Origin of the sequence: Bacteroides sp. D2 (genome assembly GCF_025147085.1) — a bacterium.
Lineage (GTDB): Bacteria > Bacteroidota > Bacteroidia > Bacteroidales > Bacteroidaceae > Bacteroides.
The window spans coordinates 5,839,356-5,854,853 of sequence record NZ_CP102261.1 but is presented as its reverse complement, the minus strand read 5'-3'; the positions used below and the strand labels follow the sequence as shown (position 1 = coordinate 5,854,853).

At 44.3% G+C, this 15,498-nt stretch carries 2 protein-coding genes, 2 tRNA genes, 2 rRNA genes and 2 pseudogenes; all 8 read left to right on the top strand.

The genetic code is table 11. From position 1 onward, the window contains the following. The first annotated feature begins 26 nt into the window (after positions 1–26). On the top strand, positions 27–2,690 hold the full coding sequence (locus tag NQ505_RS22080) for a RagB/SusD family nutrient uptake outer membrane protein (RefSeq protein WP_009000087.1): 2,664 nt from the start codon (positions 27–29) through the stop codon (positions 2,688–2,690). Positions 2,691–2,709: 19 nt separating this feature from the next. Beyond that, positions 2,710–5,859, top strand: a pseudogene (gene bglX / locus NQ505_RS22070) (beta-glucosidase BglX). A 16-nt stretch (positions 5,860–5,875) separates the two neighbouring features. Continuing rightward, positions 5,876–7,056: pseudogene (locus NQ505_RS26285) on the top strand (metallophosphoesterase). Positions 7,057–7,113: 57 nt separating this feature from the next. Continuing rightward, positions 7,114–9,174, top strand: coding sequence for a SusF/SusE family outer membrane protein (locus NQ505_RS22055; RefSeq protein ID WP_232293036.1), 2,061 nt, complete (start codon positions 7,114–7,116; stop codon positions 9,172–9,174). Positions 9,175–10,489: 1,315 nt separating this feature from the next. Next, positions 10,490–12,014, top strand: a 16S ribosomal RNA gene (locus NQ505_RS22050). Between the two features lie 186 nt (positions 12,015–12,200). Continuing rightward, positions 12,201–12,277, top strand: a tRNA-Ile gene (locus NQ505_RS22045). 58 nt (positions 12,278–12,335) lie between these two features. Then, positions 12,336–12,412: transfer RNA gene (locus NQ505_RS22040), tRNA-Ala, on the top strand. 156 nt (positions 12,413–12,568) lie between these two features. Beyond that, positions 12,569–15,448 (top strand): 23S ribosomal RNA (locus NQ505_RS22035). The 16S and 23S rRNA genes sit together here with 2 tRNA genes alongside, the layout of an rRNA operon. Positions 15,449–15,498 lie beyond the last annotated feature (50 nt).

The following is a 15,498-nucleotide window of genomic DNA, read 5'->3' as shown; positions in this document are numbered from 1 at the left end:
TAGGTAAGAACAAAAATATAATAATTATGAAATACCCAATAGGTTTATCTATCATATTGAATGCTCTTGCTGCTATCAGCATATTGTCCGGATGCAGTGATTATCTGGACAGAGAGTATGATTCGTTTATTGACAACGAGATGACCTTTACTTCCTATGAACGTACAAGCAAATTTCTGGTCAATGCTTATCGGTATCTGCCCGATGGTTTCAACCGTATCGGTTCCGAAGCTATGCTGGATGCCGCTACCGATGATGCCGAACATGCCAATGCCTCCTGCAACATCCAGCACTTCAACACCGGAGCCTGGAATTCAAGGTCCAATCCGGATGATTTGTGGAATAAGTATTACGCAGGAATTCGTATTGCGAATGAATTTATAGAAAATGTAGACAGAGTGAATCTGGATAAATACAGACTCGATCCGGATAATCAGAATGAATATCAGAACCGTCTGAATGACTTGAAAACGTGGAAATATGAAGCCCGTTTTTTAAGAGCGTTTTTCCACTTCGAGCTGGTGAAGCGTTTCGGACCTGTACCTGTGATTACTTCTACACTATCCGTCAATGCGGATTATTCGGAGACTCCACGCCCGTCTATGGACGATTGCATCTCATTCATCTCCAGCGAATGTGATAAGGTAGCCGAAGTGCTCGATTTAACTCCGGGACGGGGAATCGATTCGGATTTGGGACGTGCAACGAAGGGAGCCGCATTGGCTTTGAAAAGCAGAGTTTTATTGTATGCGGCCAGTCCCTTGTATCTGGACTGGCAGAATCTTTCGGAAAGCGATCTTCCTTCCGATATGGAGAAATGGAAAGCTGCGGCACAGGCTGCGAAAGACGTAATTGATCTGGGCATATATTCGTTGTATGGCAGTTATGCCACTTTATTCAAGAATAACTTTCAGAATTCCGAGTTTATTCTGATGCGTCGTTACGGAAACAGTTCCGACTTTGAAAAATACAACTTTCCTGTCAGTTATGGTGGGGTAGGCGGCATCAATCCTTCGTTGAATCTGGTAGACTCTTATGAAATGAAAGATGGTAGCTATTTTAGTTGGGAGAATGAGGAAAATGCCGTTCGTCCGCAATTCTACCGGGATGACAGGTTGAATGCTACCATTCTGCTGAATGATTCCGTTTGGAAAAGCACGGCGGTAGAGAATTGGGACGGTGGAAAAGACGGTCTGGGCGTTACCAATGCAACCAAAACCGGATTCTATCTGAAAAAATACCTCAATGAAGATGTGAATATCCAAACCGGCGGAGGAAGTCAGGGACATATCTGGCCGTTGTTTCGTTTAGCGGAGATTTACCTGAATTATGCGGAAGCCTTGAACGAGTACGATCCCGAAAATGCGGATATAGCAGAATACGTCAATCGAGTGCGCAGCCGTGCTGGACAACCGAATCTGCCTTCCGGATTGACGCAAGACGAAATGCGTGAGCGTATCCGGCGTGAACGTCGTGTCGAACTGGCATTTGAGGAACATCGTTCGTGGGATGTAAGACGGTGGAAGATTGCGCAAGAAACACTCGGAGGAGATTTGCTAGGTCTTGAAATCACCCGTAAGAATCAGGCTCGAAGAGCTGTTACCCGGAATTCCGTAATACCGGCTAACGAAGTTCCGGAAGGATGGCATTATTACGATGGGGACGAATTCAATGATTTGGTCATAAACAACTCATGTTGGGGACAGTATGGAAGCGACACTCCGGTAGGAAACTCCCAGTATGGACAACCCACCGGAAATATCCAGACTTATCGTAAAAAACAGATTACGATTGAGAAAGGGAGTGGCGGATTGAGCTTTGCCCGGATAGCAGCCACCAAGGACGACAATCCACCGGCTCCGACATTAAGCACTGCCAGTACGAGAGAAGGATGGTGGTCGGGAGCTTTGTCCAGCCGGGATACCGACAAATATGGTTATCAGGGGAAATATTACCCTCTGCATTCCCGCATTGAGATTCGTGCAAAAATACCTTATATATATGGTATATGGATGGGACCGTGGTGTCGTCATTATGCAGGAGCCAGTGTTGCGGAACTTGACATTGAAGAGTTTTTCGTCAAGGAATTTGAGAATACGGCTTCACCCCGCCGGCTTAGCCAGGCTTTACATTTGCATGATAATAAAACAGGCAATCTGGGAATCAACGTGAATGGGTACGGACGACATACAGTGCTTGATTTTGATCCGGGAGCAGACTTCCATACGTATGGCGTTCAGGTAGATCCGGACCCGGTTTCTCCGGATAAGCATGCTATCATCAGCTACCTGTTGGATGGTAAAGTAACCAATACATTCAAGACGATTGACTATGATGACAGATATAATACATTTATAACCAAAGCAATAGCGGAGGGAAGAGAAAAGCGAACCTGGGACATTGCGATAACCGGACAAATCGGAGGAAAGAATGAAAATGGTATCGGCTATCCCGAAGACAGGAATGCCAATTTGAGAAACGTTTCGATGGATGTAGATTGGGTACGTGTATTTACCCGGGATGAAACAGAACCAGAGATTCCTGAAAAGCCGGAATATCCCGTCGAGAAGTTTGATTATTCCCGTGCTGTGGTAGAAAAGAGAGTGTTTGATTCTAAAATGTATTGGTATCCCATACCTGAAAGTGAGATTCTGCAGTTGAAGAACTGGAAACAGAATCCGGGTTGGTAAATCATTAAAAAGAAATATCATGTTGAAAATAAAGATTCTAATAATCATATTTTGCTGTATCGGGGTGGTGAAAGCCCAAACCGTTATTCCTCCTTCATCAGAAACCCCTCCCGGATGGATTTATTACGATGGAGACGAGTTTAACGGAGATGTGATTGACTCCCGGTATTGGGGAATATATGGTTCCCAAAAAGTGGGGCGACCCACCTATAATCAGGAAAATAAAGCCATGCTTCAGACATACCGTCCGGAGCAGGTCTTTATCGAAACCCTTCCTACAGGAGAGAAGATTTGTCGAATTCGCTCATTCAAAAGTAAAGATGCGCCCAGTCCCGTTCATCCCAGTGTGAAGAGCAAGACCGGATGGTGGTCGGGAGCGCTGTCCAGCAGAGATTCCGATACGGAGAAATATTATCCTCTTTTCTGCCGCATAGAGATCAAAGCCAAAGTCCCATATCTATATGGGCTTTGGAATGCACTTTGGTTGAGGCATTATAAAGGAGCTGGAGTAGCCGAAATAGATATACTGGAGTTTTTTACCAAAGCTTTCGGGGAAAATCCTTATCCGGCCAAAGCGAATCAAACCTTGCATTTGTTCAATTCGGAAACGCAAAAGTTGGGAATCAATCTACCCAAAGGTCAGATACGATATACTGAAATCGGAGACGATAAGCCGGGAGATAATTTCCATGTATATGCGGTTCAGATAGATCCCGATCCTGTTGATAACAATCATGCCATCATTACGTTTCTGATAGATAATAAAGTCAATTACCAGATACATACCCGTACACAGTTGGGGGATGCATATACTGATTTTATCACTAAGGCTCGTAAAGAGAATCGGCTGGACAGAGTTTGGGATATTGCTATCACCGGGCAGGTAGGAGCATTTGACAAGTTGGACGTCGGCTATCCTGCGGAGGAATTGCAGCAATTTGATTTCGATATTGATTGGATAAGAGTTTATGTTCGCGATCCGCATACCCGGATCGTCGGAAATAGTAAACTACCTCATACTCCGGAAGCGGATTCATTTGTTAAAGATTTGCTCTCACGGATGACTGTGGAAGAGAAGATCGGCCAGTTATCCCAATACGTAGGCCGTACCCTTTTAACCGGTCCTGAATCAGAATATTTGAGCGATTCATTGATAGCACGCGGACTTGTTGGTTCTGTTTTGAATATATCCGGTGCAAAGACATTGCGTGATTTGCAGGAAAAGAATATGCGCCATTCCCGGATAAAGATACCGATTCTTTTTGGGATGGACGTGATTCATGGATATAAGACAATCTTTCCGACTCCTTTGGCGGAATCGTGTAGTTGGGATTTAGCAGCGATCGAACGAGCTGCCAAGATTGCTGCGATTGAATCCTCGGCAGCCGGACTACATTGGACGTTCGCTCCTATGGTCGACATCGCAAGAGACGCCCGTTGGGGCAGGGTAGTGGAAGGAGCAGGAGAAGACACCTACCTGGGAAGTGAAATAGCCAAAGCAAGAGTGAATGGTTTTCAGTGGAATCTTTGGGAGAATAATTCAGTATTGGCATGTGCAAAGCATTGGGTAGCTTACGGACTTCCCCAGGCGGGAAGGGATTATGCTCCGGTAGATATGTCGGAACGGACTTTGTTTGATACTTATCTGCCTCCTTTTAAGGCTTGCATTGATGCGGGAGTACTTACTTTTATGAGTGCTTTCAATGATATAAATGGTATTCCTGCGTCCGCACATCCGTTCCTGCTCAAAGACTTATTGAGAGGGCAATGGAATTTCAATGGTTTTGTGGTAAGCGATTGGGAAGCAGTGAAGCAGCTGGTGGCGCAGGGAGTGGCGGAAGACGATAAAGACGCTACCCGTCTGGCTTTCAATTCCGGCATCGACATGGATATGACGGATGGGCTCTATAATAAATACATGAAAGAACTGATAGAAGCCGGTAAAATCAGTATGGAAGATGTCGACAATTCCGTCAGTCGGATTCTGCATATCAAATATGCTTTGGGACTGTTTGCTGATCCATATAAATTCTGTAATGAAGAATACGAATCGTAGACAATCATGAAAAAAGAATTTCTGGATGCAGCACTGGACATGGCTCATAAATCGGCTGTCCTGCTGAAGAATGACAATCATACATTACCACTGGCAAAAAATGTCCGTTCCATTGCCGTGGTAGGTCCGCTGGCCGATAATCAGACCGAACTGCTGGGCTCGTGGAGAGCAAGAGGTGAAGATCGCCATGTGACGACTGTATTGCAGGGCATAAAGAACAAAATCGGCGGTAACAAAACGAAAGTTGGATATGCCCGTGGTTGCGATTTTGACGGAGAAGATAAGTCAGGATTCAAAGAAGCAGTGAAATTGGCTTCCAAAAGTGATATGGTGATTGCCGTTGTCGGTGAAAAAGCTTTGATGAGTGGCGAATCGAGAAGCCGTGCCCAACTGGATTTGCCGGGTGTGCAGGAAGAATTGATAAAAGAACTGGTTGCCACAGGGAAACCCGTTGTCGTCGTATTGATGAATGGGCGTCCGCTGTCTATCGAATGGGTGGACAAGAACGTATCGGCCATTCTCGAAACCTGGTTTTTAGGTACTTCTGCAGGAACCGCTATTGCTGATATACTGTTCGGTGATTATAATCCTTCCGGAAGATTGACCATTTCTTTTCCACGGGTAGAGGGACAAGTACCAGTTTACTATAACTATAAGAAGTCCGGACGTCCGGGAGATATGCCCCATTCCTCAACCACCCGGCATATCGATGTTCCGAATGCTCCGCTCTATCCTTTTGGTTACGGTTTGAGTTATACCACATTCAGTTATTCAGCTCCGCAGAGCACCCAAAAAGAATATACGCGACAGGAGACCATCTCCGTTTCGGTGACAGTAACCAATACCGGAGACAGAGATGGCGAAGAGACTGTGCAACTGTATGTGAATGATAAAGTTGCTTCTGTTGTGCGTCCGGTAAAGGAGTTGAAGGCATTCAAGAAAATATTCCTGAAAGCGGGGGAGTCAAAGACCGTTCAGTTTGACATTTCTCCTTTAGCTTTAGGCTTTTATGATGCTGCCATGAACTACGTGGTAGAACCCGGTGAATTTGAAATTATGACCGGCTGCAACAGTAATGATTTACAAACCATATCGGTCAAACTAATAAATTAGAAGGAGGAACCGTTCTATGAGAAATTGGATAATTGTATTTTTTGTCATCTTTGCCGCCCGGCTTTCCGCACATGACGGTGACAGTATAAAGATCACACACGGTCCTTACCTGTGTGATATGAGTACCGACGGCGTGACAGTGGTATGGACTACAAACAAACCTGCCCTTTCGTGGGTGGAAGTGGCACCTGCCGGTGAAGATCATTTCTATGGGAAGGAACGTCCGCGACATTACGATACGGAGTCCGGACGTAAGCGGGCCAATGATACAATCCACCGTGTACGCATCAAACATTTGGAACCCGGCAGGGAATACAGATACCGGATCTTTTCGAGAGAAGTTGTCTCCTGGCCTTCGAGCGACTGGGTGACTTATGGATTGATTGCTGCTTCAAATGTATACAAGCAAGAACCTTTCAGATTCAGAACTTTCGACGACCGGAAGAAAGAGATTTCCTTTCTGGTATTAAATGATATTCACGGACGGAGTGACTATATGAAGTCCCTGTGTCGGGAAGTAGATTTCAAATCTCTTGATTTCGTTTTGCTTAATGGAGATATGTCGTCATGGGTAGAGGGCAGGAGCAGATATGTAAAGATTATATTGATGCTTGTGTCGAATTGTTTGCGTCCGAAGTGCCTATTGTTTTCAATCGGGGAAACCATGAAACACGTGGAGTTTATTCCGATGCGTTGATAAAGTATTTTCCTACGTCTACCGGAACTTTTTATTATCGTTTCAACATAGGTAAGGTTTGTTTTCTTGTTCTTGATTCCGGTGAAGATAAGCCGGATTCGGATTTGGAGTATGCCGGTATTGCCGACTATGACAATTACCGAGAAGAAGAAACCCTATGGTTGCGGAGTGTGGTGGAAGAAAACGATTTTAAGCAATCATCCCTTCGGATCGCATTCCTGCACATCCCGCCGACGATAGGCAACTGGCATGGAAACTATCATTTGCAGCAAACCTTGTTGCCCGTTTTAAATACGGCTGGAATTGATCTGATGTTATCCGGACACACTCATAAATATTATTTCCGTGAATCAGAACCCGATAAAGCCAACTTTCCCATCCTTGTCAATGATAATAACAGTTATCTGCTTTGTAAGATAAAAGATGGAAAAATGGTGATTGATGTGGTAGGAGCGAATGGAAAAGACAAGAAGCAACATCAGTTTGATGTGAAATTTTAGTCAAATACCATTAGATTCCAATAGTATAGTTATTTATAATTTAATGTAATCATGAAGATGAAAACTATAATAAAATTATTATTTGTATTTTCGTTGCCATTTATTTTCTGTCGTTGTGCTGACGACGGGATACACTATGAACGGGAAATCAATGTTCCCGAAGGTATCTATCTGACGGGGAGTGCGTCCCAATTCTCGGTAGAGGCAATCAATGGTAAAATGAATGTGATAAAAGAGGGCACTTTGGTCGCATTGAACACATGGCTGACATCCGGCGGAGATTTTTATATCTCTTTAGTCGGACCGGATGGGCAACCAGTTTATTATGGGCAGGGAGCGCTTTTGCAAAACGACAACAGTGAGGTGTCAACTTATTCTTTGGCTCTTGGAACCGGCGGTTTCAAAGTAATGGAAGATGGATTGTATCAGATAATTGTGAATCCTATATTGAAACAGGTTAATATTGTTCCATTCAATTTCCGTTTGACGAGTAAATTCGAACTGACAGAAGACGGTGAAAACGAACTCTTTCTTCAAAAACCGTCTTACGACCATATTAACCATGTGGCTACCTGGGTGTCCACTGACGAGTTAGAAGTGATATTACCGGCAGAGTTTTCGTTTAATTATACCGATAATACATCTTTTGATGTGAAGGAAACAGATACGGAGAAATATACATTCTCTTCTATGTACACCGGAACGGGAGGAAGTATAAAAATGAATGTTTTAACTGAAGAATATGCCGAACTAACCAACCAGTCGCAAGTGCAGCTCAATCTTAAAAACAAAGGTGAGTATAAAGTAACGCTTCAATATGAAGTCTTGACAGGCAAATTCTTTGCGAAGATGACGGGCAATGAGATCATAGAACCCGAACCAGAGGGGTATCCGGAGAAACTATACATGATTGGAGATGAATTTGGAAACTGGAACTGGAATTCGACAAATGTGGTAGAGATGGCCCCTGTGGGACAGCTTGGCAATGGTGCATTCTGGACTATCAAGTATTTCAATGCTGGTCAGGGAATCAAATGGGCATCGGAAAAATCTGATGCAGAAAGTTTTGCCTCTTTGGGTACAAATGTCAATTATGTTGTAGGCAGTAACGGAAGAGCGACGGTAGAAACAAGCGGCCTGTATTTGGTATATGTAGATATGAACCGTAATCTTATAGCTTTTGAGAAACCTGCCGTTTATGGAATAGGTGAGTGTTTTGACGGACAGGAAGTATCGTTCGATCTTTCCGGGCAGAATTTCTCTGCTGTCACTACAACACAAGGCAATCTTCAGATGTATGCAACTTCCGACTATAACAATAGAGACTGGAACACTATGGAATTCAACATCTATAATGGACAAATCTATTATCGTGGTGTAGGTGCTGCACTGGAACCGGTTCCTGTTGCTTCTAATATACCAATAGAACTTGATTTCTCTCAAGATAAAGGTAAAATAGCTGTGACTTTTGCCTCTCCAAGTGATGTCCCCTCAACAGCGAAGGCTATTTATATGGTTGGCGATGAATTTGGAAACATGAATTGGGGCTCGGATGGGGTTATCTCATTAGATAAGGTTTGGAACAGTGCCGACCGATGGATACATATTAATTATTTCAATGCCGGAACTAAACTTCGTTTCTCTACATCCAAGATATTTGGTGATGGAGAGTTTACCGGACTGACTAATAATGTGGGCTTCGAAATCTCTGACGAAGGGCTGGTGGTTATCCCCCAGAGTGGTACTTATATCATTTTCGTTGATTTAGGTTCGAAGACCATCTCCATCCAAAAGCCTGTAATCTATGGATATGGAACGGCAGCCGGAGGAAACAACGAAAAGATCTTGCCTTTTACGGAAAGTAGCGATGGGAAAACATTCTCTGTTACTTTACCTAATGGAGGACGTTTCAGAATACATCCTTATATTCCTGCTTTTGATAATCTTAATCCTTCATTTGGTGCTTGGAAACGCGAATATGCTGTTAATCCGGAGACTCTTGAAATCTATTTGCGTAAAGAGGGCATGGATGAACCGAACAAAGATTATGTATGGGCTGCCAACACTATAATAACTCTTGATTTCAGGGCAGCGAAAGGAACGATAGTAGTTCCTTAGCCCGGTCTGCTCCAAGAAAAATTGTAGCTGATTATATTTTTATATCACTTTTACCCTCACACCCTCACACCTTCGTTCAATCCCTTTATTCATCGTGGTTGCAAGGTGTGAGGGAACGTGTGGTAGTAGGGTGAGGGTAACTTTTTACCCTCACCCTATTTTATTTTAGTTTTACTTTTAATTTGTTGATTTATAGTGAAATATACTTCTGTTTGGATGTAAACAACTAATCTCATATCTCACTATTTTGATCCTTTTTCTATCATATAAATGCCGAAAGTGTGTCATTAGTATCTGCTTTTGAAGTACCATCTCTTATTCTATATTCTTTCATCAATTATAGGTTAATACCTAATGATCTTTCTGTAAACTCTTAATGCTTCTTATGGGCTCACTATAGTAGATAGACTTGTTTACAGTAGTGAGCTTGTTTGTCTACATTTGATAGCTTATTTGTTCACATTGGTGAGCCCTTACTAATCACTAAGCGAGAATGTATACTATTCTCGAACATTTCCGTTCTGCACTCTGTAATCTGAAAAAAGGAGGTATTGACCTAAGTTTAAATAAATGGGTTGAGTTGGTGAGCCTTCGTACAACAGATTTTTCCCTTACAGGTATCTTCTTGCTTTTTCCTTTTTCGCCTTTACGCGCCCGCGTGTGATATAATAATGTGTATCCCTCTCGTCGTTTCCGCACACAATTTCCCCATACATAAAAAATATGTTCTACAACATCGTTATGCATCAGCACTTTAGCAAATGTATTCAAAAATAATTAGAAAAAATAGTTTGATATATTTGGAGTGTATACGAAAAGGGCGTACTTTTGCACCCGCTTTCCAAGAGAAGAAAGCCTTGAAAAATTGACTTAGTGAAAAAGTGGAATTATACTTAAAGAAAAGAACAAAAAACTTCCGAAAAAGTTTGGATTATAATAAATAAAGTTCTTATCTTTGCAGTCCGATTCGCAAAGAAAATTGGCAAGAGTTATTCTTTCATACATTCTTTCCCTTTCGCATAGAGAGCCAGAGAAATTGAGTAAAAAGAAAAACTGAAAAAAAACTTCCGAAAAAGTTTGGTAGTTAAAAATAAAGCCCTTACCTTTGCACCCGCTTTTAAAACGAAAGCGACAAGTTCTTTGAAATATTGATAAACAATACAAGTAGTACAAGTAAAAAAATAGAACCGTCAATACTTGTCTTATTCAGTAGCGATACAGTTAAGACTAATAGGTATTTGAATAAGGTCAATAAATTTACGGCGTCCTGAACAGAGCAAAAAAGTCATCTTAACCGATGATAAAAAATACTTTTACAATGAAGAGTTTGATCCTGGCTCAGGATGAACGCTAGCTACAGGCTTAACACATGCAAGTCGAGGGGCAGCATTTTTCTAGCAATAGAAGAGATGGCGACCGGCGCACGGGTGAGTAACACGTATCCAACCTACCGATAACTCCGGAATAGCCTTTCGAAAGAAAGATTAATACCGGATAGTATACGAATATCGCATGATATTTTTATTAAAGAATTTCGGTTATCGATGGGGATGCGTTCCATTAGTTTGTTGGCGGGGTAACGGCCCACCAAGACTACGATGGATAGGGGTTCTGAGAGGAAGGTCCCCCACATTGGAACTGAGACACGGTCCAAACTCCTACGGGAGGCAGCAGTGAGGAATATTGGTCAATGGGCGCAGGCCTGAACCAGCCAAGTAGCGTGAAGGATGAAGGCTCTATGGGTCGTAAACTTCTTTTATATGGGAATAAAGTTTTCCACGTGTGGAATTTTGTATGTACCATATGAATAAGGATCGGCTAACTCCGTGCCAGCAGCCGCGGTAATACGGAGGATCCGAGCGTTATCCGGATTTATTGGGTTTAAAGGGAGCGTAGGTGGATTGTTAAGTCAGTTGTGAAAGTTTGCGGCTCAACCGTAAAATTGCAGTTGAAACTGGGAGTCTTGAGTACAGTAGAGGTGGGCGGAATTCGTGGTGTAGCGGTGAAATGCTTAGATATCACGAAGAACTCCGATTGCGAAGGCAGCTCACTAGACTGTTACTGACACTGATGCTCGAAAGTGTGGGTATCAAACAGGATTAGATACCCTGGTAGTCCACACAGTAAACGATGAATACTCGCTGTTTGCGATATACAGTAAGCGGCCAAGCGAAAGCATTAAGTATTCCACCTGGGGAGTACGCCGGCAACGGTGAAACTCAAAGGAATTGACGGGGGCCCGCACAAGCGGAGGAACATGTGGTTTAATTCGATGATACGCGAGGAACCTTACCCGGGCTTAAATTGCAAATGAATATGTAGGAAACTATATAGCCGCAAGGCATTTGTGAAGGTGCTGCATGGTTGTCGTCAGCTCGTGCCGTGAGGTGTCGGCTTAAGTGCCATAACGAGCGCAACCCTTATCTTTAGTTACTAACAGGTTATGCTGAGGACTCTAGAGAGACTGCCGTCGTAAGATGTGAGGAAGGTGGGGATGACGTCAAATCAGCACGGCCCTTACGTCCGGGGCTACACACGTGTTACAATGGGGGGTACAGAAGGCAGCTACACGGCGACGTGATGCTAATCCCAAAAACCTCTCTCAGTTCGGATCGAAGTCTGCAACCCGACTTCGTGAAGCTGGATTCGCTAGTAATCGCGCATCAGCCATGGCGCGGTGAATACGTTCCCGGGCCTTGTACACACCGCCCGTCAAGCCATGAAAGCCGGGGGTACCTGAAGTACGTAACCGCAAGGAGCGTCCTAGGGTAAAACTGGTAATTGGGGCTAAGTCGTAACAAGGTAGCCGTACCGGAAGGTGCGGCTGGAACACCTCCTTTCTGGAGCGATGTCGTAACTGTCACCTAAACGTGACAGCCACTTAAAGACTTTAAAGGTTCTGTTTTTTGTACTACTGGTACTTGTTTATTTATAACATATAGATCAACCATCTATAGAAGTATAGATAGAGATAAACAAGAGAAAAAAGAAGCCGAGTCTAACATACAGGTAGACAAGGTTGAACTAGTCCTATAGCTCAGTTGGTTAGAGCGCTACACTGATAATGTAGAGGTCGGCAGTTCAACTCTGCCTGGGACTACCAAGCTCAAGAACGAAGGAATGACGCGTCAGCGGAATGCAGCAATTCTTGATAACCTCTTGGGGGATTAGCTCAGCTGGCTAGAGCATCTGCCTTGCACGCAGAGGGTCAACGGTTCGAATCCGTTATTCTCCACCATCTCTGAAAAGAGAAACGATCTTTGACATGATGTACAAAAAGTAAAATTTTAGTAAGAGCTAAAAGTATATATCAAACCGTACGTGTTCGAGTACGCAATATTGATAGAAGGAAGCAATTCCCATACCAATACCAGTATAAGAATAAAACGTTTGAAAGAAAGTAAGCAAGGGCGCATGGCGGATGCCTTGGCTCTCGGAGGCGATGAAGGACGTGATAAGCTGCGATAAGCTTCGGGAAGGTGCAAATAACCTTTGATCCGAAGATTTCCGAATGGGACAACCCGTCATTCTGAAGGAATGACATCTTGCATAGCAAGAGGCTAACACAGGGAACTGAAACATCTTAGTACCTGTAGGAAAAGAAAATAATAATGATTCCCCTAGTAGTGGCGAGCGAACGGGGATTAGCCCAAACCAATGTTGTTACGGCAATATTGGGGTTGTAGGACCACGATATCGCAAGAACTTTAGTGAGAAGAACCCTTTGGAAAATGGGACCATAGACGGTGATAGTCCGGTATTCGAAGCTAAACGAAGCGTAGTGGTATCCTGAGTAGCGCGGGACACGAGGAATCTTGCGTGAATCTGCCGGGACCATCCGGTAAGGCTAAATACTCCCGAGAGACCGATAGCGAACCAGTACTGTGAAGGAAAGGTGAAAAGCACTTCGAATAGAAGAGTGAAATAGTCCCTGAAACCGTGCGCCTACAAGCGGTCGGAGCAACTTCGGTTGTGACGGCGTGCCTTTTGCATAATGAACCTACGAGTTACTTTTTCCGGCAAGGTTAAGTGTCTTAAGACATGAAGCCGAAGCGAAAGCGAGTCTGAACAGGGCGATTAGTCGGAAGGAGTAGACGCGAAACCAAGTGATCTACCCTTGGTCAGGTTGAAGGTTAGGTAACACTAACTGGAGGACCGAACCGATAAGCGTTGAAAAGCTTCCGGATGAACTGAGGGTGGGGGTGAAAGGCTAATCAAACTTGGAGATAGCTCGTACTCCCCGAAATGCATTTAGGTGCAGCCTTGGGAATTACTACTGTGAGGTAGAGCGACTGATAAGATGCGAGGGCTTCACCGCCTATCAAGTCTTGATAAACTCCGAATGCGCAGTAGTTCGATCCCAGGAGTGAGGGCATGGGTGCTAAGGTCCATGTCCTAAAGGAGAAGAATCCAGACCATCAGCTAAGGTCCCCAAATAATTGCTAAGTTGAACTAACGAAGTCAGATTGCTAAGACAGCTAGGATGTTGGCTTGGAAGCAGCCATTCATTTAAAGAGTGCGTAACAGCTCACTAGTCGAGGAGTTTGGCGTGGATAATAATCGGGCATCAAGCAATTTACCGAAGCTATGGGATCCGTAAGGATCGGTAGGGGAGCATTCCACTCTGCGTCGAAGGTGAAGCGTGAGCTTTGCTGGAGCGTGTGGAAAAGCAAATGTAGGTATAAGTAACGATAAAGGGGGTGAGAAACCCCCTCGCCGAAAGACTAAGGTTTCCTGATCAACGCTAATCGGATCAGGGTTAGTCGGGTCCTAAGGCTCAGCCGAACGGTGAGGCCGATGGCAGAACAGGTTAATATTCCTGTACTACCTTAAAGAGTGACGTGGAGACGGAGGAGTGACAGCGCCGCGGACTGACGGAATAGTCCGTTGAAGGGTGTAGATGTTGATTATCCCAGGCAAATCCAGGATAAGAGTCGAACCTGATAGTATACCAAATTCCTCGGAATAAGGTAATAGTGCGTGTAAACATACTCCCAAGAAAATCCGCTAAACTTAATCTTTAAGGTACCCGTACCGTAAACGGACACACGTAGTCGGGTTGAATATACTAAGGCGCTTGAGTGATTCACGGTTAAGGAACTAGGCAAATTGACCCTGTAACTTCGGGATAAAGGGTCCCAACGAGAGTTGGGCGCAGAGAATAGGTCCAGGCAACTGTTTAACAAAAACACAGGGCTGTGCCAAATTGAAAGATTACGTATACAGCCTGACACCTGCCCGGTGCTGGAAGGTTAAGAGGAGATGTCATCGCAAGAGAAGCATTGAATTGAAGCCCCAGTAAACGGCGGCCGTAACTATAACGGTCCTAAGGTAGCGAAATTCCTTGTCGGGTAAGTTCCGACCTGCACGAATGGTGTAATGATCTGGACACTGTCTCAACCGTGAGCTCAGTGAAATTGTAGTATCGGTGAAGATGCCGATTACCCGCGATGGGACGAAAAGACCCCGTGAACCTTTACTATAGCTTAACATTGAATTTGGGTAATTGATGTGTAGGATAGGCCGGAGACTTTGAAGCAGGTACGCCAGTATTTGTGGAGTCGCTGTTGAAATACGGCCCTTTGATTATTTGAGTTCTAACTCGTAGAAACGAGGACACTGTTTGGTGGGTAGTTTGACTGGGGTGGTCGCCTCCAAAAGTGTAACGGAGGCTTCTAAAGGTGCCCTCAGGACGATTGGTAACCGTCCGTAGAGTGTAATGGCATAAGGGCGCTTGACTGGGAGACAGACAAGTCGATCAGGTAGGAAACTAGAGCATAGTGATCCGGTGTTTCCGTATGGAAGGGACATCGCTCAAAGGATAAAAGGTACTCCGGGGATAACAGGCTGATCCCTCCCAAGAGCTCATATCGACGGAGGGGTTTGGCACCTCGATGTCGGCTCGTCACATCCTGGGGCTGGAGAAGGTCCCAAGGGTTGGGCTGTTCGCCCATTAAAGTGGCACGCGAGCTGGGTTCAGAACGTCGTGAGACAGTTCGGTCTCTATCTATCGTGGGCGTATGAAATTTGCGTGGCTCTGACACTAGTACGAGAGGACCGTGTTGGACTGACCGCTGGTTTACCAGTTGTGCCGCCAGGTGCATTGCTGGGTATCTAAGTCGGGATTGGATAAGTGCTGAAAGCATCTAAGTACGAAGCCAGCCACAAGATTAGATTTCTTAGGGTCGTCAAAGACGATGACGTTGATAGGATGCAGGTGTAAAGGTGGTAACATCAAAGCCGAGCATTACTAATTGCCCGTTCACTTTCTTTCGAACATGTACCGGTTGGGTATATACGTTTAGCTTTCTAGACACTAGGATT